The organism is Legionella sp. ST3F1 (assembly GCF_048553315.1).
Classification (GTDB): Bacteria; Pseudomonadota; Gammaproteobacteria; order Legionellales; family Legionellaceae; genus Tatlockia; species Tatlockia donaldsonii.
The window spans coordinates 63,428-87,410 of sequence record NZ_JBLZIO010000014.1 but is presented as its reverse complement, the minus strand read 5'-3'; the positions used below and the strand labels follow the sequence as shown (position 1 = coordinate 87,410).

Here is a 23,983-nt window from a genome sequence, read left to right as displayed (position 1 = left end):
CCATGTTATTCACCTGACTAATTGGTACATTTCTCAAAGTATAGTTTATTAGCGGAATGAATATACAAGAATTGAATTAATACGTTTCTTAAATGCAAATTTTAGTTTTCTAAACGAATGACATCAAAAGCTGGTTCTTCGTAGGGATGGCTGGTTTTTAATGCTTGAACTGCGGCGTTAAGAAATGCACCAGAACAAAGCATCTCGACTTTATATTCTGGAACAAAGGTCAGTTTTTGTAGAGTACCGATACTTGGATTTGCGCCTTTCAAAGGTCGAAATTGACCTTGACCAAGACATTGCCAACAGGCTTGATCATAGTCACCTTGCCTTCCTGCGCCGGCATCAAACAAGGCCTGCTTAACAATTTCCAGATGACTTTCAGGCACATAAAAATTTATTTTATAATGAGAGGCTAATTTTTCCATTTAATGTTGCACCCCAAACTGGGTTTTTGGTCTGAGTTGATAGGTTGGTTTGCAAGCAAGCAATCCAGAGCATCACGAACAGACTTGCCAGTGACCTCAATTTGGTTACCTGGACGAGAGTCATCTAACTGTCCGCGGTAGACAAGATTCAGATTGGAGTCAAAAACATAAAAATCAGGGGTGCAGGCCGCATGATAAGCTTTTGCAACTTCTTGTGTTTCATCATAGAGATAGGGAAAGGGATAAGCCTCTGCCTGGGCAGTTTTTTTCATATTATCCGGGGAGTCGTCAGGGTACTTTTCTACATCATTGGAGTTAATCGCTAAAAAGTAGACTCCTTTACTTGAATAATCATTGGCAAGTTTGGTGAGCTCTTTATTAACATGTTTTACATAGGGACAATGATTGCAGATAAACATAATTACTGTTGATCTGGCTTGATGGGAATTATCTAATCCTATCTTTTTATTACTAACTACATCCAGCAAAGAAAATTGAGGGGCAGTGGTACCGAGAGGTAGCATACTGGAAGCTGTCTTAGCCATTAAAGTCTCCCGCCTGATGAAAAGATTAATTTCAAGATTGCAATCAAGGCAAATAGTGAATTAAGAAAAGCCCATAATAAAGTGATTCGCTTACCTTTATAGGCACTGTAAAAAGCATAAATTGCGACAGACAAGCTTCCTGCAAAGAACACCCATTGGTTTTCATAAGCGAAACCGACAGATAGAACAGCAATGCCAATAACTCCAATTAAAAGGAAAAAATTATTTATTTGACCGCTTAACAAATAAAAGCAGAGAAGCTGCAGACACAAAAGGATTGGCAAAGCCATCTGTAGGGCTGTACCAATCCCTAAAAGAATTGCACCGTGACCAGCAATAAGAATCATTTCCAAGGCTATAAAATAAATCAGCTTGAAATGCAGAGAGGTGAACAATAATAGGAGGGAGCCCACCACATAATAGCTTTGCGCTGGAGTCTGTGTTAAACCAACCAATAATATTATTGAACCAATAATTCCAATCAGCAGAAATAATTCATCTTGGGTCTTTGTATTCACTTAATCACCAGCGTAGGTAAATGCCTTTTCGAGTTGCCTCATTAATAACATCTTGTTGTGACTTATTCGTGGAAACCCAATAATTACCCATATTGCTTAAGGCAAATTTAACCCGAGGATATTGGCAAACGTCTAATACTGTACGGCAGTCAACTGGAGTTGCACTAGGCGTATCCACCTCATTATTAGTTTCATTTTCCGGTGTATTTTCTTGTTTGCGAGAAAAACATTGGAAATTTAAATTGGCGATGTCAGATGCAAAAGCGGCCCAATTAGATGGGTCGAGCTTGACAGTTAGAGAAGGGCTCATGAAGACTTCACGTGTTTCAAAACGTTGTAATTCGATTTGTACGTTACTGCGGTTTTGAATTAAGTAAAAAGTTTGTTGGCCATCATCATTGACAACCAGACGATCTTGGCTAAAGCCGAAACCTGATACCTCACAACCATGTGGAAAGTTGTCCGCGGCTACCGTGCTGCAGAAAAAAACAGTCATTACAAATGTTGACATGATTATTCTACAAAGTGACATGAAAATCCTCTTAAATAAATTGAAACGGGATATTCTAATGATAACCGCATTAAAAGTGAATCAACTTCTTTCTTCTTTCCGTAGGATAGTTTTCACTTTGAGCATGGGTGAATAAGTACGATACATACTAAGAGTCAGATACATAATGACATAGCCCAGGGATAAGGATAACCACAGCGAATCCATGCGTGGGTAATTTAATAGCACAAAGGCTGAACTGACACCATAAATCAAAGAGAAACTGTGCATAATTATTTTCAGAAACCTGGAATCAGTCAGGTAATCAAGACGAGATGGGTAGACATATTTAATTGGTACAAATATCAATACACATAATATTGAGAGGATCCAGGCATTTGTATTCATCGAAGTATCGAATATAAACATGTAAAAGACTGCAATGTTCCAGTAGCAGGGGAATCCTTTAAAGAAATGATCCGGTGTTTTTGCATCTGCCTGACAGAACTGATAAGAAGAGGTCAGTGTAATTGCGACAATGATAAAAAGCAAAAAATGAGAGGGTAGCATGCCGGGTTTTACAAACAGGAAAAAGCAAGGTGTTATCACGTAGTTTAAATAATCGACAATATTATCGAGTAAAGCACCATCCATATTGGGGAGTACTGATTTTACTTGCACTAATCTGGCTAAGGTCCCATCCACGGCATCTATGACCACAGCTACAGCCATAAACCAAAGAGCTTGCACGTAATCGTGTTGATAGATTTTGATGAGGGTAAGAATACCAAAACAAGCTGCGCTCGCAGTGAATGCATGCACAGCCCAGGCAACCAGGTAGTGAACAGGATGGTAGCCTAGAATTTTGTTTGTCATCGCGTGTCCTAAGGTTAGTGTCATACTACTGTATAAGGCTGTTATGCCAGATTACTTAATTGCTAACAATGCCGATACAACGAAATTAGCAAAATAGTAACAACAATCAAAACCCCTGTGCAAGAATACTGATGTGTTGAATGAGTGATTTGCCCATTACATACAACGAACTGCCTTAGAACAGAACTCTTTGGTAAAAGTCTATCTAGTCAAAAGTAGTAAACGCATTACTGGATCGCATATAGGCGAGCTTACAGGAAATGGATGATTTAAATTAGTTTGCGTCTTCATTGGCATCGGCTACACTGGTAAAAATAAGAATAGAGGCTGATGCAAATGATTATAAAAACTATCAATCCGGCGACGGAAGTTGTTTTGCAGGAGTATTCAACGCTTAGTGAAAAACAAATGGATGCTTTAATTGATGCAGGTCATTTAACTTTCAATATCTGGAAAAAAACAACTTTTTTGCAGCGCAAACAAGCCATGTTGAAAATGGCAGCTTTATTACGGCAAAAGAAAAATGATTTTGCCTTGCTGATAGCAAACGAAATGGGTAAGCCTATTAGTGCTGGAAAAGCTGAGATTGAAAAATGTGCCTGGGTCTGCGAGCATTTTGCTGAACATGCTGAAGATTATTTACAACCAAGGATAATTCAAACAGAAATGAAAAAAACCATGGTTTGTTATCAGCCTCTAGGCATTGTATTTGCTATCATGCCCTGGAATTTTCCTTTTTGGCAGGTCTTTCGTTTTGCTGCTCCAACGTTGATGGCTGGGAATGCAGCTATTTTAAAGCATGCTCCTATTTCAACGGGTACTGGCGAGGCGATTGCTGCTTTATTTCTGGAAGCCGGTTTTCCAGAACACTTGTTTCAGCATTTTATTTTAGATAATGAAATGGCCGCCAAAGTAATTGCGCATAAAAAGATCGTTGCTGTCACTTTAACGGGAAGTGAGCGAGCAGGCCAGATAATTGCTGCTAATGCAGGCAGCCACTTAAAAAAAGCAGTGCTAGAGTTAGGTGGTAATGATCCTTATATTATTCTTGAGGACGCTGATCTTGATTTGGCTGCAAATTGTATTGTCACTTCTCGATTGAATAACAGTGGCCAAGTTTGTATTGCCGCCAAACGAATCATCGCGGTAAATTCTATTTGTGATCAATTGGTTAAAAAAATAAAAGAGAAAATGATTGGTTATCAAATGGGGAGCCCTCTAGATGAGAAGACCCATTTAGGTCCTATGGCTCGTGATGATCTGCGAAAAACACTTCATCAACAGGTATTAAAAAGTGTAAAATTAGGAGCAAAATTGGTCATGGGTGGAGAAATACCAAATACCAAGGGTTTTTACTACCCGCCAACCTTATTACTTGATGTGCGAAAAGGTATGCCCGCTTTTGATGAGGAATTGTTTGGTCCGGTCATTGCCGTTATTAATGCAGACAATGAAATTGATGCTGTACAATTGGCTAATCAAAGTGAATATGGCTTAGGCTCCGCAGTATTTACGAGGGATTTGACTCGTGGGGAGCGGATTGCTCGCTATGAATTAGAGGCTGGCGCCTGTTTTGTGAATGCTTTGGTGGCCTCAGATCCAAGAGTGCCGTTTGGGGGAATTAAACATTCTGGTTATGGAAGAGAATTATCGAAGGAAGGTATTTTAGAATTTGTTAATACAAAAACGGTTGCAATCAATGACCATGATAACAAATAATCAATTGATTTTTATTTCGGCAACTGAACAAAGGATGCATTGTTTTGACAATAATAATGTTTATAAATCTTACCTAATATCAACAGGAAAAAACGGTTTAGGTGAATTAAGTGGCAGTGGATGTACCCCTCGCGGCTGGCATCAAATATACTCTCGTATTGGCCTGGATGCCCCGATAAATAGTGTTTTTATATCTCGTGAGTGGACAGGAGAAATTTATACGCCTGAGTTAGCAGCTCTTTATCCCGAGCGAGACTGGATATTAACTCGTATTCTTCAATTGGATGGTTTAGAGGAAGGACGCAATAAAGGCGGTAAGGTGGATAGCTTACAGCGCTTTATTTATATTCATGGCACGCCTGATACATCCGAATTAGGTAAACCAGCTTCCCATGGTTGTATTCGTATGCAAAATTCGGATTTAGTCGAATTAGCTGATTGGGTTGCTGTGGGAACACGCGTGTGTATTGAATAAGTTATGCAATTGTTGGTATGTCCTCTATCTTGCAGTTATGTCTTGATTTTCTGTGCTTCGCATGCTCACATGCTAGTGTGTATGCCTCCGCTGCGATGCTTTAAAATCAAGCCATAATCACTCAAGCTAGTGGAAGGTGAATAGCTCCTGGAGCAAAAAAATGCATTACTGGCGGTGTAACTTATCGCGTAGAAGTATATAATGCGCCGCAATTTATTTTCATGCCTAATGAGGTGATTGAATGTCTTACAAATTTGAAGAAGGCAAAGATTTAATTATTGAAGCTGTAGTGGACAAATTAAAGCAAAAAATGAGTGGTGAGCAAGCTGATTTTTGCTCTCAATTTGTTCGCCAATTTTATGGCACGGTTGCCTTGGAAGATTTACGTGAATGGGATATCGATGATCTGTATGGGGCTGCAATTAATTTTTGGTCGCTTATTCAACAACGAGCACCGGATGAAACAAAAATTCGTATTTATAACCCTGACTTTGAAAGGCATGGTTGGCAAACAACTCATACGGTTGTAGAAATTATTACTGAGGATATGCCTTTTCTGGTCGATTCATTGCGGATGGTTATCAATCGCTTAGGATTGGTTTCACATCTCATTATGCATATGGGCGGTTTATCTTTACAACGGGATAAAAACAACCAGGTTACCGCAGTTTTTCCACGTAGTTTAGGTAGTAATAGTGGCAAATTAACAGAAGCTGCGATCTTTATTGAAATTGATAGGCAAACAGATGCTTCTATTCTTGAAGACTTGCATCGTAATTTTGAACGTGTGTTAGAAGATAATCGCGCAGTTGTTAAGGATTGGATCCTTATGCGTGAAAAAGTTCGTGAGGCCATTGCCGAACTTGACCACGCATCCGGGATTTTAGAAGCCAATGAAGCCGCAGAAACGAAAGCGTTCCTAAATTGGATTGAAGATCACCATTTTACGTTTCTGGGTGTACGCGATTATGAACTTGTTCAAAAGGGACAGGAGACTATTTTACAGCCACTGCCTGAAACTGGGTTAGGTGTACTTCGCCAAAGCATAAGTAAATCCAGTGCGCGTAGTATTTCTGCGATGACCCCGGAAGCACGTGAGCATACCTTATCTTCACGCGTTCTGGTTATGTCCAAAACAAATACGGAGGCTACTGTCCACCGTCGTGCGTACACAGACTATATAGGTATTAAGCGCTTTAATAAAAAAGGGCAGGTGATTGGAGAGCGTCGCATTATTGGTCTGTACACGTCTGCCGCTTATAACACAAGTCCTAAACACATTCCGTTTTTGCGTCATAAAGTTGCCATGATTATGGAGAATTCCAAACTTGATCCTCGTGGTCATGCTGGTAAGATTCTATTAAATATCCTGGAAACCTTGCCACGTGATGATTTGATACAAGCATCAGAGGATGAATTATTAGAAATCGGTATGGGTATTTTTTATATGCAAGAGCGTCGAAGAATTCGTATGTTTGCGCGTACAGATGTCTATCGCCGTTTTATTTCCTGTCTAGTCTATGTTCCTAAAGAGCGGTACAACACTGAATTAAGGCAGGAGATGGAAAAAGTCTTAAAAGACAGTTTTAATTCTGATGAAATTACTTTTTCTACCCGATTTTCCGAAGAATCAATTTTGGCGCGTATTCATTTTATTATCCGTACTAATCCTCAGGATAAAACAGTATGGGATTTCAAAGAAGTTGAGAAAAAATTGATTGATGTTGGCCGTACCTGGTCTGATGATTTACAGCATTTCCTTTTTGATACTTTCGGTGAGGAAAGCGCTAATCGCCTCTATGTGCGTTATAAAAATGCTTTCCCAGTTGCTTATACTGCTAATTTCCCTCCAAGAACAGCAGTGTATGACATAAAACATATGGAAGCACTCTCTAAAGAAACTCCTTTGGTAATGAATTTCTATAAATTAATGGATGAACCACCGGAAAATTTCCGTTTTAAAATTTACCAGCATGATAACACGATTCCCTTGTCTGATGTGCTGCCAATCATTGAACGACTGGGGATGCGCGCAATCAGTGAAAGGCCTTACGTTTTAAAATTGGAAGATGGTAAAGAAACCTGGATTAATGATTTCGCGCTTCAATATACTCATGGTGCTAAATTTGAAATTGATGAAATAAAAGAATTATTCCAAAATGCTTTTTCCAGTGTATGGTTTGGCGACGCAGAAAATGATGGATTTAATCAATTAGTTCTTGCTGCTGAGTTGAATTGGCGCCAAGTTGCAGTGATGCGTACTTATGCAAAATATTTCAAACAAATTGGGTTTACTTTTAGCCAGGAATACATTGAAACTGCATTAAATAACAATGCTCATATTGCTAAAAGATTAGTAGAACTATTTGAGCTTCGCTTTAACCCAATCGTTGATGAAACCAGAGCTGAAAAATGCATGGATCTGGTCAATAAGATTTTGGCAGCTTTGGATGAGGTGAGTAATCTCGATGAAGACAAGATTATCCGGCAATATGTACAGGTGATTATGTCTACATTAAGAACTAATTACTATCAGGTTGATGAGAAAGGAAATTATAAAAATTACATTTCTATTAAGCTTGATAGTAAAGAAATTCCTGGTGTACCTAAACCTTATCCAATGTTTGAGATTTTTGTTTATTCACCTAGATTTGAAGGTGTTCACCTTCGGGGTGGTAAGGTTGCACGAGGAGGCTTACGCTGGTCTGATCGTAAAGAAGATTTCCGTACGGAAATTTTAGGATTAATGAAAGCGCAGCAGGTAAAGAATGCGGTGATTGTACCTAGTGGAGCAAAAGGTGGCTTTGTTCCCAAACATTTGCCTGTTAATGGTACACGTGAAGACATTTTAGCGGAAGGCATTAGTTGTTATCGTTTATTTATCCGTGGCTTGTTGGATATTACCGACAATTACAAAGAGGGAGCCATTGTTAAGCCTGCTAATGTGATGTGTTTTGATGAGGATGATCCTTATCTGGTTGTGGCTGCTGATAAAGGTACAGCGACTTTTTCGGATATTGCCAATGCAATTTCACTGGAATATGGTTTTTGGTTAGGTGATGCTTTCGCTTCAGGCGGTTCCGTTGGTTATGACCATAAAAAGATGGGAATTACGGCTAGGGGTGCTTGGGAATCAGTTAAGCGTCATTTCTACGAAATAGACCGTGATATAGAAAATAATGATTTTACGGTTGTTGGTATTGGTGATATGGCTGGGGATGTTTTTGGTAATGGCATGTTGTTATCACGCCGTATCAAATTGCTTGCTGCTTTTAACCATGTGCATATTTTTATTGATCCCGATCCCGATCCTGAGATCAGTTTCCAAGAAAGAGAGCGATTATTTAATTTGCCGCGTTCCAGTTGGACAGATTATGACAAAAAATTGATCTCTAAAGGCGGAGGTGTTTTTAATCGCAGTGCCAAATCGATTCCTGTCAGTAAAGAGATGAAGGATATTTTTAATATCAAGCAGGCAACAATTGAACCCAATGAATTAATTCGGGTGATTTTACGTGCGAAGGTTGATTTATTGTGGAGTGCAGGTATTGGTACTTTCGTTAAAGCACAATCAGAAACGCATGCTGATGTGGGAGATAGAACGAATGATGCAACCCGAATTAACGCTAAACAATTACGCTGCAAAGTAGTTGGTGAGGGTGGAAATCTTGGTTTAACTCAATTGGCGCGTGTGGAATATTCACTCAATGGTGGCCGTATTTATACTGATTTTATTGATAATTCGGCTGGAGTTAATTGCTCTGACAAAGAAGTGAATATCAAAATTCTCTTGGATAGTATCGTAACTGCCGGTGATTTAACTGAAAAACAGCGCAATGAACTATTAGGTGAGATGACTAACGAAGTTGCTGCCCTTGTCTTACGTGATAATTTTGCTCAGCCGCGTGCAATTGGTATTGCTGCAGCGCAGGCAGTGCGCTCCATAGAGTTGCATGGTCGTTACATTAATGAATTGGAACGAAGTGGTAAGTTAGATAGAACTATAGAGTTTTTACCGGATGAAAAAGCGTTATTAGAGCGTAAGTTAAGTGGAACCAGTTTAACCCGTCCTGATATTGCCGTACTGATGTGTTACAGCAAGACTTTGTTGAAAGAACAAATTCTGGACTCAAATGTCCCTGAAGATGCTTTCCTTAAAACAGTCTTGGTTAGTTGTTTCCCTAAACCCTTGCAAGATTGTTTTAGTAAGCAGATGCAAAGTCACCCTTTAAAACGTGAAATTATTGCAACAAAACTCAGCAACACTATTGTCAATGAAATGGGATTCACCTTCATATACCGCGTCCAGGATGAAACAGGTGCTCCGGTTTCATCTATCGTACGAGCTTATATGATTGCCAGATCGGTACTGGATCTTGAGACGATATGGAAGGAAATAGGTGCATTAAATACAAAAATAACAGCGGCGAAGCAAGTTGAATTATCAATGTTATATTTGAGATTGCTTAGAAGGGTAACACGCTGGTTCCTTCGTACTCCACGCATGGGGCTGGATATTAATAAAGCTGTAAAACACTTTGCGTCAGGAGTCTGTGAGCTTAAGAAAGCGCTTCCTGCTGTATTTGGCGAAGCCAATCGTGCGAACTACGATGAGCATTTTAATGAATACGTAGAATTAGGGATTCCAACAGGTCTTGCACATGAGTTATCAATTACGCGAGCTTTGTTCTCTGCTATTGATATTATTGAAGTTAGCCATCAAACAAAGCTCGATGTTGCAAAAGTAGCGGAAGTGTATTTTGGTATTGATGAGTTCCTGGATCTGTCATGGATTCGTTCACAGATCCTTGCCCATCCAACAGATAATCATTGGGAATCTTTATCTAGAGAGGGTTTGCGCGATGATTTGGATTGGCAGCAAAAACAATTGACAGCGGGCATTATCAGTATCGATAGTAAGAAAAAGGATTTCATGAAGTGTTTTACTGCCTGGTCAGATAAAAATATTGTCTTGATTGAGCGATGGCGGCATATTCTTGCTGATTTAAAGGCGAGTACGAGCTTGAACTATACGATGTTTTTTGTTGCTATCAGAGAATTGTTAGCTTTAACTCAAACAACTATCCTGGCAGAAAAAAATGTTGATGTTGTAGTTTAAAACGAAGCATTCGTTTCTTCGGAAAATTTGTCATCAAAGAGTAGCCCGTGTTAATAAGGCTACTCTTTTTTGTTGCAGGCATTAGTAAAGTCATTTGCCTGGTAAGAAGTGCTTTACCCCCTCTACTTTTATTGGGTATAGTAGGACAACTATTCTTTAAGATCATTTTTGTTTTTCATAAAAAAGAGACAGAATTAGTGCCAAAAGGCTTAATCAAGGAGTTCAGACAGTGAAAAGACAGGTTGTCAATTATTCAAGCGGATCTAAGTTCATCCATTGGTTTGTTGCTCTGATTGTTATCTGTATGCTTGCGGGCAGTTTCTTTCTCGGTGATTTACCAGAACACTATCAACCCTCAGCCTATATGCTACATAAATCGTTTGGTCTCACCATACTTTTTTTAATGATTATCCGCCTCTTCTGGATTGCGTATAGGGGTAAACCCGCTTTGCCTGCTTCAGTGCCTGCCTGGCAAAAATTTCTTGCGCATTCGGTGCAATACAGCCTGTATTTTTTTGTAATTCTGATGCCTCTATCCGGTTGGATAATGTCAGTGGCTGCTAACAGAATTCCCTCATATTTTACGCTGTTTAAGGTACCTTTCCCGGGAGTAGTTCCAAATGAAGCGGTGGCCGAGTTGATGGAACAGGTTCACAATACGATTGCTTGGATCATCATCGTGCTGCTTGTCATACATACCGCTGGTGCAATCAAGCATCATTTCATTGATAAGGACGATGTTTTGCGTCGTATGCTTCCTGGTCGTCGGCGGTAACTACCGTGCTTTATGCACGTAGTCGATTTTCAGTGGAGTATCAGCCCAGATTGTGCGCATAAAATGCAGTCAGTAGTATTACCTTTGTATGGTAATTAAGCTTTACTGAGTATTACGGGATGTTTATTGCCTTCAATGAGTATTTCATTGGGATGCTCAAATAGGATGCTTGAGGCAATTAAATAGCGACCGTCTGCTAAAGGACTAAAATCAATCAATTCACCTACTTCTGTTTCACCAGAAGGAGTAAATAATTTTTTCCCGGCTAATAAAAGTTCAGGAGTATGAATGCTAAATAAGCGTAAACCATGTTTGATTTTGGCTTTGTAGTGAGTGCGAGCAATGATTTCTTGGCCCTTATAACAACCTTTATCAAAGCTTAAGTAACCGGATAAGTGTAAATCAAGACGGTGTGGTAAAAATAACCCTCTGGTCTCGGGGTAAATAACTACGCGCTTCTGTTGGAGTTGTAATTGATGCCAAGCGAGAGAACCTCGCATCTGTTGCTTTCTAATAAAAGGCTGACTTAGCGATGAGGTTGCTTCTTCAGTAGCCAAAATTAAATAAAAACTATCACTTAGCTGATAGCAACATAGTTCGTTTGAATGGGTTACAGCGAAACACTCGTTAGGTAATTGTAGATTTTCTGGTAGTAAATCGGATTGATTATTGACATATAATCCATACATTCGATACGACGTTGGTTCCAGTTGAACTCTCGAAAGTAGAGCCGTCTTCATGAGAGATGCTTTTGTTTCAGTCAGTAAATCAACAGGAAGAACTAACTGCAAATGATGCCAGTTAATGACATCTAATAAAGCCAGGATTCTGCCTTTTAAATTACACATAACCCCTTGCTGCATTCTATCGGTAGTTACTTTACGTATATCGCAACTTAATTGACCCTGCAGAAACTCTGCGCTGCGTTCACCGATAACAGCAATTGATGTAAGGTAAGCCAGGTCAAACAGATAATTTTTATCAGCTTGAAAATTAAATTCATCCTCCAGGGATGATAAGGCCGTATAGGGACGGCTATTGAGCAAATATTGTTTAAAACTCATTCTAAATACTTGAGATTGCGATTAAGAGGGATTTTAGTGTAACATCGCCCAGTTTGACAATCAGGTAGCCCAATGATTAATCCATTAAGAAAAGCGAAGCTCATGTGGCATTGTAGACGAGGAATGCTCGAGCTGGATTTAATTCTTATACGCTTTGCTGAGAGTTACTTGGATACTATGACAGAGAAGCAGGTAGATACCTTTGATGAGTTGCTTGGATGCACTGATCCTGAGTTATTCAGTTGGTTAATGGGGCATGCAAAACCTGTAGACAAGGAGTTGCTAGAGATTGTTGAATTTATCAAATTGCATGATAAAACTGGACAGATCGGCCATTTACGTTAGATTAGCGTCTCTCATTTATTTCTCAGTAATGGTCGTTCTTTATTATTCTGCCTGGCCATGCTTCCTTAAATTACCAGGATTTTTTCTATTGTTATTCTTTTTTTTTCGCATTAAAGCTACTTCCATACCTGGTTCTTGCTCTTTATTGGTGTATACAAATAATAATTGGCAATTACATGATGTGCATGGACAACAGAGGACATACGCAAAAATGCGAGTTGTTATGAGCGCAGGTCTTTTTTTTCTTGTAGAGTTCTCTCATGAAAAGCAACGCAAGCTTGTTGTTATTTTTTCTGATCAGATTAGCAAAAATGATTTTAGGTTATTGAATATTATAGGGAAAATAAAATAAGTTAAAGCTGTTCATTTTTTTGTCGACACCTTAGGTAGGTGGTTGAAAAATGGACATCTTATGCGGGATGCAGCGTCAGTGACTGAGAGGCAATTAATTGAATCAGCGCTAAAGGGAGAAGCCAAGGCAATGAACCATTTAATTGCCCGTTACCAGGCTAAAATTTTTGGCCAAATAAAATCACAAATATCCGACAATTCAATCGCTAATGACTTAACGCAAGAAGTCAGTATAAAAATTTTTTGTAATCTTTCAGGTTTTAAGCAACAGGCCAATTTTACTACCTGGTTGTACCGTATCACCCAAAATACTATTAAAAATCATTTTAGAGCAATCCATATTGAATCAAATAATTTACTCGCTCTGCGAGGTGAAGAAAATAACTCACCTGAAGCCTATTTAATCGGTTTTCAGCTTGCTGAGCGGGTAGAAAAGCTCTTTACTGCCATGTCAAATGAATTACAGCACTGCTTTAATTTATATGTGGTAAAGGGATTAAGTTATGAAGATATTGCCAAACATCTTGGCTGTCCGTTGGGAACAGTACGCTCTCGTATTCATCGAGTACGAAATATACTTTCAGAGCTTGTTAATTAATTCTGCTAAAAATAAACTTCTTTTAAGAACGTTCTGCTCATGTACTTCCATGAGCATTGAGCTGCAATGCTCATCAATAACAACTATTGCTCTAACAAGCTCCTTGAACATATCAGCCCTTGCAAAGATAAAATTTTAAAGTGCATTAACCGCAAAGGAGATGAGCTTGCAGCAAAAGCTGTGTTAGAATGCAGGAATCATGGTAAACCCTAGACTCCTATGTTGGAAAGTGACCGTTTGATTAGTGCTGGCTCAGCTACATCGGAAGAAGCGTTAGATCGAGCTATTCGACCCTTGAGTCTTAATGAATATATCGGCCAGGATGCTGTCCGTTCACAAATGCGTATTTTTATTGATGCAGCCAGAAATCGTATGGATGCACTTGATCATGTGCTTATTTTTGGTCCTCCAGGACTTGGTAAAACAACACTCGCTAATATTATTGCGCATGAAATGGGCGTTAATTTGCGGCAAACGTCAGGACCTGTTCTTGAACGAGCCGGGGATATTGCTGCCATATTGACTAATCTACAAGAAAACGATGTGTTGTTTATTGATGAAATTCATCGTTTAAGCCCGGTAATTGAAGAAATTCTCTATCCAGCGATGGAAGACTACAAATTAGATATTATGATTGGCGAGGGACCTGCTGCCCGTTCCATTAAATTGGAATTACCACCTTTTACTTTAATCGGAGCAACAACTCGTGCAGGACTTCTTACCTCACCGCTACGCGACCGTTTTGGCATCGTTCAGCGCTTAGAATTTTACTCCGTAGAATCTTTAACCCATATTGTCTCTCGTTCGGCAAAATTGCTTGGTGTTAATACGGAAGCAGCCGGCGCTAAAGAAATTGCGATGCGCTCGCGAGGTACACCAAGAATTGCTAATCGACTTTTACGCCGTGTACGAGATTATGCTGAAGTGAAGGGGAGTGGTGCAATTACCCTGGAAATGGCAAGACTTGCCCTGGAAATGTTGGATGTTGACCAACATGGATTTGACATGATGGATAGAAAATTAATGCTTGCTGTGATCGAACGCTTTGCTGGTGGTCCAGTTGGTCTTGATAGTATTGCTGCTGCAATTGGTGAAGAAAAGGGAACTATCGAAGATGTCCTTGAACCTTATTTAATTCAACAAGGTTTTTTAATGCGTACGCCAAGAGGCAGGGTTGCTTCTCAATTGGCTTATCAACATTTTGGTATAGCGGTGCATGAATAAGAGTAATCATCCAGAGCATCGATTTGATATCCGAGTGTATGCTGAAGACACTGATCTCATGGGTATTGTTTACCACGCAAATTATCTTTGCTTTTTTGAGCGTGCGCGGACTGAAATGATACGTAAATCTGGCTTGTCTTTAACCACTCTGGCAAAGTATGATTGCCATTTTGCGATCAATGAAGTTCAGTTGCATTATTTCAATCCTGCGCGTTTGGATGACTTACTCACAATCATTTCAAGAATTGATAGTAAAACAGCATGCAGTGCATTATTTAAGCAGCTCATGTACAATCAGCATAAAAAATTGCTCTGCGAAGCAATGGTTAAAGTAGTCTGTGTCAATACCCATTTGAAACCAAGACGCTTACCAGACGATCTATTCTGAGCGTTAAAGAATTAACAATTTTAAAAAAAGCTTTAAGAAGCAAAGATGACTAATGGAGGAATAAAACGTGGTTAACCATGCCAATGTATTGGGTTATTTTATGCAAGCAGGTCTGGTCGTGAAGACTGTTATGATGCTTTTGCTTGCTGCTTCTGTGATATCCTGGACTCTCATTTTGCAACGAGCCTGGTATTTCAATCGTAAAAAACAACAGTGTGAAGGCTTTATCAGGCGTTTTTGGGATAGTAGTGATTTAAGCAAGTTATACGCAGACCTCGATAGCAATCATGATGATAGAGAAGGATTAGCTGCAATTTTTCACGCCGGATTTAAAGAATATGTGCGTTCGCGCAAGACAGGAAATGTCGTTCTTGAGCCGATTCAGCGAGTGATGCAAATAAAACATGCTAAGGAAGCGGCACAATTAGAACAGCATTTGCCTTTTTTTGCCTCAGTAGGTTCTATTGCGCCTTACGTTGGTTTATTTGGTACTGTATGGGGAATTATGACCTCATTTCAGGCTCTTGGCCAAGCCTCTCAAGCAACTATCGCTATGGTGGCACCGGGAATATCGGAAGCATTAGTGGCAACTGCCCTGGGATTATTTACAGCTATTCCCGCCGTTATTGCTTATAACCGTTACAGCACCCGTGCTAATAGCTTGCTGGATCGTTATGACTTATTCCAGGATGAATTAGTCTCACTGATAGAGCAGCAAACCTCAGTGCCAGTAAGGGGATAATCTTATGTTGAGGAAAAAAACGACTACTTCTCGCCCAATTGCAGACATTAATGTAGTGCCTTACATCGACGTGATGTTAGTTCTATTAGTCATTTTTATGATTACAGCCCCTATGCTAACTCAAGGTGTGACTGTGGATTTACCTAAAGCAGCGAGTGAGGCACTGAAACCTTCCGAGCGTGAACCAATTATTGTTTCAGTCAATCAACAAGGAGATTATTTTCTCAATATCCATTCTACACCTGAAAGCCCAATTGAACCTCAGGCATTAATGGTCAGAGTGGCTGCAGAATTAGAATTGGCTCGCCAATCCAATCAAGCGTTGAATGTTTTGGTTAAAGGTGATCAGGGTGTTGCTTATGGCAAGGTAGTTGGTGCTATGAGTTTATTAAAGCAAGCAGGGGCTGCTCAAGTAGGTCTGTTGACTGATTCTACTGATGTAGAGCAGGGGAGTCGTGGATGATAAATGATCAGACTTATCGTAAAGCGTTTTTCATCGCGATTGCGTTGCACTTTTTTTTAGCTTTATTGTTGACGATGGAGTCGACTCATCAGCGACCTGTTATGACACTTGCCGCAAAAAATGAACCAAGCAAAGTTTTACCGGTAGAGTTGGCTGATCAACCCAAAGAACAAGCCGTGAAGGCAGTGAGTGTAGACAGCCAAGAAGTGATGGAAACAGTGAATCGTCTAAAACAAGAACGAGCTAATCAATTAAGAGCAGAACAGTCAAGGCAACAGGCTTTGGCCAAACAAGCTGAAATGGCTCGTAAAGCACGTTTACAGGAACAACAGCGATTAGCAAAACTGAAAGAAGAGGCAGAGAAAGTAGCGATTGCGAGAAAAAAACAAATTGAAGAAGAAAAACGTCATTTGAAGCAATTAGCTTTGCAAAAAGAGCAAGAAGCCAAACGACTGGAGGAATTAAAACATAAACAAGAATTGCTGCAGAAAAAGCAACAGCAAGAAGCTGAAAAACTTGCGCAATTGAAAAAGAAGCAAGCAGAAGAAAAAATAAAAAGCGATAAAATAAAAGCTGAAAAAGCAAAAGAAGAACTTGCACGTGCAGAAAAAGCTAAAGCGGAATTAGCAGAAAAACAACGGCAGGCAGCAATGCAGCAAGCTGCGCAAGATGCGGCTAAAAAAGCGCACATTGCTGGAGAAGTTGATAAATACAAGGCAATGATTGTTAATGCAATAAGCCGACAATGGATCCTGCCTGAGAACGTAAATAGTGGCTTATCGAGTCAATTTAGAATTCGCCTGGCACCTGATGGTGCTGTGTTGGATGTTAGTTTGACACGCGGTAGTGGTGATCCGGTGCTCGATCGCTCCGCCGAGACGGCTATTCGTAAAGCATCACCGTTACCCGTTCCAACTGATCCAGATACCTTTAATATGTTTCGTGATATCAGTTTAACGGTACGTCCAGAAAATGTGAGGGGATAAAAGTGTTAGTTAAACGTTTAGTAGCATCATTTTTTTTATTGATTTCAGGGGCAGTTTTTTCCCTCGATCTCGAATTGACACAGGGTATTAATTCAGCATTACCGATTGCCATTAGTTCTTTTGGTTATGATGATGCCGGCCGGCAATTAACAGAGGTTGTTCGCCATGATTTAAGTTTTTCCGGCCAATTTAACATTATCGCTCCTCCTCCAGGTATGCAGAATGGGCAAGTAGCAATTGGTCTTTGGCGTCAAGCTGGTGCAGATAGTGTGTTGTCAGGCCGTGTTAGCAAGATTGGCTATAATCGTTACGACATCAGTTTTGAGTTGGTTGATGCAGTAGCACAAGGCAGAACACTTTTATCAAAAAACTACCAAATCAGTGGAAATGAATTACGAGCACTGGCTCATCACATTAGTGATGAAGTTTATCAAAAATTAACTGGTGAACGTGGGATTTTTTCTACCCGGATTGCTTATATCCTGGTGCAACGTAATGGAGAGAACGCCAAGTACTTCCTTGAGGTCGCTGATGTAGATGGTCATAATCCCCAAAGTTTATTGGTGTCTTCTGAACCTGTTATGTCTCCTGCATGGTCGCCTGATGGTAGACAAATTGCCTATGTATCCTTTGAAAAAAAGAAGGCGCAGATATTCACTGTTGATGTAGCAACTGGTAGACGGCGTTTAGTGACTGATTTTACCGGGATCAATGGTGCACCTGCCTGGTCGGTAGATGGGCGTCAGCTTGCCGTCGTGTTATCCAAAGGAGGTTCGCCTAAAATTTATAGTGTGGATTTAAGCAGCGGTTATATGAAGCAACTGACGTTTGGTGATGCCATTGATACGGAGCCACGTTATTCACCCGATGGTCGCTCGCTGTTATTCACTTCCGGACGCGGTGGCGCGCCACAAGTATATCGCTTATCACTGGCTGATGGCAGTGTTAGCCGGATTACCTATGATGGCAATTACAATGCTCGTGCGTCTTATACCCCTGATCAAAAGCATATAGTAATGCTGCACCGTGAAGATAGGAATTTTAATATTGGTGTGCAGGATACCAGCAGTAGTCGAATAACCCAGCTAACTTTCTCCTCGTTAGATGAGTCTCCTTCTATAGCACCAAATGGACGCTTGGTTCTCTATGCAACACGTTACAATGACAAGGGTGTCTTGGGCATGGTGTCACTTGATGGCCGTATTAAATTGCGCTTACCGGCTCGTGAAGGCGATGTGCAGGAACCAGCCTGGTCACCTTATCTGGGATAAAAATTGATGGGTAAAAGACTCGGTTATTGTTGTCTCGGTATTTTGTTAGTGATAACCAAAAGTTACAGCTGGAATGCATTGGGTCATCGTTTGGTGGCTCAAATCGCCTATAATCATTTAACCAAGCAAGCCAAGCAAATTTTTAATCATTACAATCATACTTTAGACAAACAATACCGGCCTCAAAGCCTGGTTAATGCTGCTGTCTGGCTAGACCGTTTACATGATCAAAATCAACTTTGGCTTGCACCAAAGCACTACATCAATATCCCTTTTACCAAGGATGGTACTCGCTTGATACAGCCTGCCAGGGTTAATGCTGTTTCTGCTGTTGAAGAAGCGATGAGGGTTATCAATTCTCCGCAGAAGAGTGAGCTTGTCAAGGGCTTTAGTTTGCGTGTTTTACTTCATGTAGTCGGTGATCTCCACCAACCGATGCACGCCGTCAACCAATTTAGTGTTCGTTACCCGAAGGGTGATAAAGGCGGTAATCTCTATCTCCTGGGCGCTAATCCAATTGCTTCTAATTTGCATTCCTACTGGGATAAAGGAGGCGGTATGTTAAGTAAAAAAAGGCATTACTCGCAAGCCCAGGTTAACAGATTGGCATACAGGATAGAGCAGCGTTGGCCTTGCAGTATAGCCAGTGTAAATCTTCAACCAAAAGTTTGGGCAACAGAGTCTCATCAATTGGCAATCCATAAAGCTTATCAAATAAAGGCAGGGCAAAAACCTGACAAACGCTATCAAAGGATGGTTAAAGCAACGACTGAAGAGCGTCTTGCTATAGCTGGATGTCGTTTGGCCGCAGTACTCAATACACTGGCTGCCAATTATGAGGCTAAAAATAAATAATATTTAATATTTACTTAAGTTCTACTCTATAAAATTCAGATACTTACGTTAGTGGTGTAACAAATGGGAAAAGATTCAAAAAAGACTTATCCAGCGTTCGCAAATAGCCCTTTTGGGACATTTCTTTCCAAACTCCAAGCTAAATTGAGTCAAATTCGAGAATCCAGACCTGCTACCGCAGACGACCCAGTTGAAAAAATTTATTCCGATCAACAATTGGCTGCTATAGGACAAGGTTTTGATTTTTTGATAAAAACGGCGTTGCCTATTTTTGATGCTGGTAATAGCCCAAGTCTATTTAGCACAGCACTGCCTGGCATGATCTCATCTGGATTAGGCTTACGATCTTTTCTTCCCGTTTTTTATACGCCTGAATATGCCGTCTATGAGGCAATCGAAAAAGATTTAGAGGGTATGCTAACAACCTGGTTAGAGACAAAGAGAATTAAGTTATTTACTCCAGAAAATATAGATAATCTTAGAGCTACTTTGAAGGTAGAGATCAGAAAACAAAAAGAAATTCGTTTTGCGGCTGCCAACAAAATACCGAATAACAATTTGGATTTAATTTTAGCCAAGCTTGATGGGGTTATTGAGAAATTTAATTTTATTCAGTTTAATCAAGAAAAACATATTGATAAGAAAAAATTAATCACTCAATTAAATTTTGATATAAAAAAAGAATTAATCGGTTGGAATCATCAGTTTAAGGATTTTAATCCGCCCTTCCAATTGAAAATAACCGACCCTGGTCTTTATCAACTCCTTGTTGAATTTTTATTACTCGTTGATACCCTTCCGGAATCACTTGATGCTTGTATTCCTTTTCTAAATCCCACTGCTTTGAATCTTAATTTGAGAAGTGGAATTATTGCAAAATTACTTTCTGCTGCAGGTTTGGCTCCTTTCCAGTTGGCAAGCATTTCTAATGAGGAAAGTTCTAGTGCTTATTGCTATGACTTATCTATAGGCGAAGAAACAATATCGTTTAATGGTGATGAGCATTATCGAGAAGCGCTTCCCCAAAGTCGAGTTTTTTTATATGCGCTTTTAAACGATTATTTTGCTGTTTATAGAGAGACTTCTCACGTCAAAAGCGAACGCGCCAAAGCCAAATTAATTCAAGCTTTTATAACGGAAGAAACGCATTGGCTGCAAAATAAGAGCAAGCCATATAATGAAAGATATCAAGAGTTGAATAAAAGTCTCCCTGCTGAAATGGGTTATGAGGATAAACTTAATTTACTCAAACAAAAAATGGTGGCTGTGAATGAGCTGTTGAGTGATATCGAGCAATTGATTGAAGGAGTTAATAGCAGAAATTATCAACAACAAACGTTTGCCGATTTGCTTGTCATGCATAACATGGTGGGTGTACTTGAGGCAGATGCAGCGTTGGGGCTTGATGTGTCTTATGCCGTTTCTGCTTTACCAGCAATTCTTGTTGCTGAAGATCAGGGTAGTTTTACGACTATCCCTGTTCAACAAATTTTACAAACCAAATTGTACTCAACTCTGAATGATCTTTCTCGCTTGCGGAAACAAATAACTGATCAACAATTAGACTTTGCCCGACAGGATAAGCTGATCTTGCAAGAGTGGCATGAAGCAGTACTTAAGCAACATCAGAAGGAAAATGAGCGTTGGTTAGAGCGCTTAGAACATTTTCGTATAGAGGCGAGCGGCGCTTTACGTCTTGATCAAATAGAGATGCCAGATGACGGTGACAACTTTGAACTACAAATTCAATCACTCTCTCAAGAATTAGAAGATTTGACGCAGTGTCAAGAAAAATTGAAGAAGTATGAGAGCCAGCTAGAAATCTTGCAAGAAGCTCTCAATAAATCTGTCCCATGTCCAGAAAGGCTTTGCCAGGATGATAATAGGCTCATTGAAGCAGTAGAGGGCTGTTATACAGCAAGTAAGAAAAAAATGTCTCTTTGTGGGCAGCAACTGCATGAGAGTGCCAAATTATTTGAAAGCAGGCAAGAAGCTCTAGAGGGGCAGTTACGCAAAATACAAGCGGCTAAAGCCTTTGCTGAGGCAATGCGCTCATCAAATCCTGAAGATATTGAAATACTACTGAGTGACAAGCAGGAGCAGCTTCGAGAATTGTTTGTTACGCAGGAAAAACGTGCTCAGGACTTAAGTAAAAAAAGATTGCAATTGCAACAAGATGAAGAAAGCCCTTATGGAGTAGACGATGAAGTCTTGGAAGAGGTCGAACCGCTATCAACGTTGGTAAAAAAACGAAATTCGATTATACAAAGTATTCTGGCGGAAATAGCAGCCCACTCAAAGCAAATTTTGGCGGTAGAACCAGGTTTCGCTGCTTATTTTGATGTAAAAAAATTAAATTCTTTGGCGGGAGTCGATGCAGCTCAGCGTTACTTAAATAAAATCTTTGAAGATCAAAGGGGATTGGAGAGTGTTGAGGAGAGCCGAGATTATCCCCAAATGCTCGCTGCTTTAAACGCTGCTTATAACTGTATCAATGATTCCTCAAAGGAAAGATTTCCTTTTAAAACGTTAACTTCTTTGTCAGCGCTGCAAGGCATTGTCACGGGTAAAAACAGCGGTTTTGAGGCTTTATTGAGTCTGCTTGATGATTCAAACACAACGAAATTATGGCTTGCCTATAGTAAGTCTGCTCCTCCGAAAGAGCTGTTGTTGCAAGCAAGAGAGCAGCTCTTGAAACTCATTGAGTCAAAAAGATGGAGTTACCAGAGTAAAATACAGGGGCGTTTAATCTTGGAAAAAGCACAAAAAGATTTTCTGCATGCTCAAGATAGCCTTCTATTCATTAGGGATCTTATGATTCTTCTACCAGTTCTGAACAATGATATTGAAGAATTGGTAAGGAAGCATAGAGAACAGAAACGTAGTGACTTGCTTCTTGCAATTGAACAAGAAGAACTTAGTCTGGCTGAAGAGGAAGAAACGGCGGTTTCATTGACTGAAGATGTCAGTATATTGCAGCAAGTTGTCGATTTATTAAGAGGCTGCCAAGCACTCAATAAATTGGTTGCTGAGGTTGAAGCGTCAGACACTGAATTCGGCTCTGCCGATTTACTTTATCAAAATCAAGAAATTATAAACGGAAGAATTGCAAGAGCAGTTAGTCAACAGGGCAAGTTGAACCTGCTATTAGAGAAGCTAGCGAGGAGCGTAAATAGCTTAAATGATAATACAGCTTATTTAGCTAATATTGAGACGATTATCTCTTTACTGCAGAGTTCAGAACAAAGAATTTTAAAATTTAAGGACGGTATTTTTGGCAGGAAAGTTAATGATCTGCAGGCAAAAATTCAAGCTAATAAAGAAGCTATGGTAGTTTTAGGCAAAAAATTGGCGGCTCAATTTACAGGGCAGGAAGTCCCACTGGCTGTTCAATTAAGTCGGTTAGATACGCTATTAATACAATACAGCAATTATGCTGATGCAAGAGCTTTAATCACCAAATGCCAGGGCGCAATTCAAGGCGATTTACAAACAGTAAATGCTGAAAATCTAAAGATACAATTTAGTTTGGTTAATAATAATGTACAACAGTTGGCGTTGAGTAATGAGCTATCATTAGTAAGTTATTTAAACCAGGTAGAGGAAATTCTAAAGACTTATGAATCAGATCTGCAAACACACTCTACAACTGTAAATGTGGCATTTAGTGAAACAACAGAGTGTTATCATGCTAATCGGAGTATTTTTGCCGATACAGAAAATTATTTAATGAAGTTCCCACAAACGACGCTTGTAGGGTTAGTGAGTACCCTAGAGGATTTAAAGCCTGCCAGTGAAGCTGTTCTGCATAAACTCAAAGCTGTCTGCAAAGCGTCTGAGGCCTTGCGAGATTTACTGGCTCAAAAACAATCTATTAATGCTGCCTTGAATGCTCGCATAGAGGCAAGAAAAAGTTTTGCTGTCGATTTTACTGCGGCCTTAGATCGTTATCTTGTTCAAAGAAATGGAAAATATGCGCTTAAGGATTATGTTCTTTGGACTGATGGTGTTGCACGCAAACAATTTGTCGAGCAAGTGACATCCGCTCTAGACGCTTATACCAAGTCGGGTAACAGTGAGCCCCTTTTTACTTATATTAACTCTCAAAGAGGAAAATTCGCTGGCTACAATCTTCAAACTATTCTGAGTCAGTTGTTACATGGACTCAGTGAGCAGGACAAAAGAATTCCTAAAAATTATGATGACAATAAATCGGAGGCTTTGATTATTGAACATCAACGCGCTTTAGCTGCTCTTGCTACTTTTGACGCTGCTGGCAATAATAAAGAACAATTTGTGAAAGCTATTGAGCAACTTTATACCGAAATTGAAGGAATAGAGCAGTATGGCTTAAAGGTAAGCGGTTTAACCGATGAGCAGAGAAAAACTATTCTGGAGTTAGCCCAGTCTTTGAGAACTAAGGTAGACACTTTTATTATTAGCAATCAAGGGCGGGAACTCACCAGACAAGCAGTTGAGTCTTTTCAAACCGAATTTATGCATTTGGCGCATACTCAGGATGAGTTAATGAGTAAGCATGCTTCCTGGTGGAGACCTGTGTTGTTTAATATGTTTGTTGCTGTAACTACTTTGGGGATTGTTGTAGGTCTGCAATTGGCTGCCTCAAAATGGTCGACTGGTCGTTTTGCCTTTTTCTACGATCGCTCTGTTGGATTGGAACGAGTTGGTGCAGTAGAGAAAGCGGCTGCTGCTATTGCAGCACCAGCTGCCTAAAAAACACTAAAAAACAC

At 39.9% G+C, this 23,983-nt stretch carries 21 protein-coding genes; 15 read left to right on the top strand and 6 right to left on the bottom strand.

Annotated features, from left to right (window positions below):
- Positions 1-101: 101 nt before the first annotated feature.
- Genes ACN4Z1_RS10795 through pcsA form a run of 5 tightly spaced genes read right to left on the bottom strand, consistent with a single transcriptional unit; the run spans position 102 to position 2,857 of the window.
- On the bottom strand, positions 102-428 hold the full coding sequence (locus ACN4Z1_RS10795; RefSeq protein ID WP_115221184.1) for a YqfO family protein: 327 nt from the start codon (positions 426-428) through the stop codon (positions 102-104).
- A complete protein-coding gene (locus ACN4Z1_RS10790) occupies positions 416-973 on the bottom strand; it encodes a thioredoxin family protein (RefSeq protein ID WP_228364761.1) in 558 nt (185 codons plus the stop codon). Before ACN4Z1_RS10790 ends, ACN4Z1_RS10795 begins: the two co-directional genes overlap by 13 nt.
- Entirely contained in the window at positions 973-1,491 is a 519-nt protein-coding gene (locus ACN4Z1_RS10785; protein WP_181879344.1) for a hypothetical protein, read from the bottom strand. Before ACN4Z1_RS10785 ends, ACN4Z1_RS10790 begins: the two co-directional genes overlap by 1 nt.
- A gap of 4 nt (positions 1,492-1,495) precedes the next feature.
- Positions 1,496-2,023: an enhanced entry protein EnhB gene (locus tag ACN4Z1_RS10780; protein WP_370634610.1), complete on the bottom strand. Its 528-nt coding sequence runs from the start codon at positions 2,021-2,023 to the stop codon at positions 1,496-1,498.
- A gap of 60 nt (positions 2,024-2,083) precedes the next feature.
- Positions 2,084-2,857, bottom strand: a complete 774-nt coding sequence (gene pcsA, locus ACN4Z1_RS10775; protein ID WP_228364759.1) for a phosphatidylcholine synthase — start codon at positions 2,855-2,857, stop codon at positions 2,084-2,086.
- Between the two features lie 336 nt (positions 2,858-3,193).
- On the opposite strand from pcsA, the gene ACN4Z1_RS10770 reads away from it, so the two are divergent.
- The 4 genes from ACN4Z1_RS10770 to ACN4Z1_RS10755 all read left to right on the top strand — a co-directional run bounded on the left by ACN4Z1_RS10770 (position 3,194) and on the right by ACN4Z1_RS10755 (position 10,945).
- On the top strand, positions 3,194-4,576 hold the full coding sequence (locus ACN4Z1_RS10770) for an NAD-dependent succinate-semialdehyde dehydrogenase (protein WP_228364758.1): 1,383 nt from the start codon (positions 3,194-3,196) through the stop codon (positions 4,574-4,576).
- On the top strand, positions 4,563-5,051 hold the full coding sequence (locus ACN4Z1_RS10765; RefSeq protein ID WP_115222686.1) for a L,D-transpeptidase: 489 nt from the start codon (positions 4,563-4,565) through the stop codon (positions 5,049-5,051). Before ACN4Z1_RS10770 ends, ACN4Z1_RS10765 begins: the two co-directional genes overlap by 14 nt.
- Before the next feature lie 241 nt (positions 5,052-5,292).
- Positions 5,293-10,170, top strand: a complete 4,878-nt coding sequence (locus ACN4Z1_RS10760) for an NAD-glutamate dehydrogenase (RefSeq protein WP_228364757.1) — start codon at positions 5,293-5,295, stop codon at positions 10,168-10,170.
- 229 nt (positions 10,171-10,399) lie between these two features.
- On the top strand, positions 10,400-10,945 hold the full coding sequence (locus tag ACN4Z1_RS10755) for a cytochrome b (protein WP_228364756.1): 546 nt from the start codon (positions 10,400-10,402) through the stop codon (positions 10,943-10,945).
- A gap of 95 nt (positions 10,946-11,040) precedes the next feature.
- Here the strand turns inward: ACN4Z1_RS10755 and ACN4Z1_RS10750 are convergent, their stop codons facing one another.
- Complete coding sequence (locus ACN4Z1_RS10750; protein WP_228364755.1) at positions 11,041-12,009, bottom strand: YgfZ/GcvT domain-containing protein; 969 nt, start codon at positions 12,007-12,009, stop codon at positions 11,041-11,043.
- A gap of 72 nt (positions 12,010-12,081) precedes the next feature.
- Between ACN4Z1_RS10750 and ACN4Z1_RS10745 the strand changes: the two genes are divergently transcribed.
- The 11 genes from ACN4Z1_RS10745 to ACN4Z1_RS10695 all read left to right on the top strand — a co-directional run bounded on the left by ACN4Z1_RS10745 (position 12,082) and on the right by ACN4Z1_RS10695 (position 23,966).
- The gene (locus tag ACN4Z1_RS10745; protein ID WP_255673208.1) at positions 12,082-12,354 is read left to right on the top strand and encodes a succinate dehydrogenase assembly factor 2; all 273 of its coding nucleotides are present in this window, start codon (positions 12,082-12,084) and stop codon (positions 12,352-12,354) included.
- Positions 12,320-12,706, top strand: a complete 387-nt coding sequence (locus ACN4Z1_RS10740; protein ID WP_370634606.1) for a protein YgfX — start codon at positions 12,320-12,322, stop codon at positions 12,704-12,706. Before ACN4Z1_RS10745 ends, ACN4Z1_RS10740 begins: the two co-directional genes overlap by 35 nt.
- A 60-nt stretch (positions 12,707-12,766) precedes the next feature.
- On the top strand, positions 12,767-13,303 hold the full coding sequence (locus ACN4Z1_RS10735) for an RNA polymerase sigma factor (protein WP_228364754.1): 537 nt from the start codon (positions 12,767-12,769) through the stop codon (positions 13,301-13,303).
- Between the two features lie 219 nt (positions 13,304-13,522).
- Positions 13,523-14,527, top strand: coding sequence for a Holliday junction branch migration DNA helicase RuvB (gene ruvB / locus ACN4Z1_RS10730; protein ID WP_115175211.1), 1,005 nt, complete (start codon positions 13,523-13,525; stop codon positions 14,525-14,527).
- The gene (locus tag ACN4Z1_RS10725; protein ID WP_228364753.1) at positions 14,520-14,915 is read left to right on the top strand and encodes a YbgC/FadM family acyl-CoA thioesterase; all 396 of its coding nucleotides are present in this window, start codon (positions 14,520-14,522) and stop codon (positions 14,913-14,915) included. The genes ruvB and ACN4Z1_RS10725 overlap by 8 nt, the downstream gene beginning before the upstream one ends.
- Before the next feature lie 67 nt (positions 14,916-14,982).
- Positions 14,983-15,657, top strand: coding sequence for a protein TolQ (gene tolQ / locus ACN4Z1_RS10720; RefSeq protein WP_228364752.1), 675 nt, complete (start codon positions 14,983-14,985; stop codon positions 15,655-15,657).
- A 4-nt stretch (positions 15,658-15,661) separates the two neighbouring features.
- Positions 15,662-16,120, top strand: a complete 459-nt coding sequence (tolR, locus tag ACN4Z1_RS10715) for a protein TolR (protein ID WP_115221197.1) — start codon at positions 15,662-15,664, stop codon at positions 16,118-16,120.
- Entirely contained in the window at positions 16,117-17,106 is a 990-nt protein-coding gene (tolA, locus tag ACN4Z1_RS10710; protein WP_228364751.1) for a cell envelope integrity protein TolA, read from the top strand. The genes tolR and tolA overlap by 4 nt, the downstream gene beginning before the upstream one ends.
- Before the next feature lie 2 nt (positions 17,107-17,108).
- Entirely contained in the window at positions 17,109-18,377 is a 1,269-nt protein-coding gene (gene tolB, locus ACN4Z1_RS10705) for a Tol-Pal system beta propeller repeat protein TolB (RefSeq protein ID WP_228364750.1), read from the top strand.
- A gap of 6 nt (positions 18,378-18,383) precedes the next feature.
- The gene (locus ACN4Z1_RS10700) at positions 18,384-19,232 is read left to right on the top strand and encodes a S1/P1 nuclease (RefSeq protein WP_228364749.1); all 849 of its coding nucleotides are present in this window, start codon (positions 18,384-18,386) and stop codon (positions 19,230-19,232) included.
- A 63-nt stretch (positions 19,233-19,295) separates the two neighbouring features.
- The gene (locus ACN4Z1_RS10695) at positions 19,296-23,966 is read left to right on the top strand and encodes a hypothetical protein (protein WP_228364748.1); all 4,671 of its coding nucleotides are present in this window, start codon (positions 19,296-19,298) and stop codon (positions 23,964-23,966) included.
- Positions 23,967-23,983: the final 17 nt, after the last annotated feature.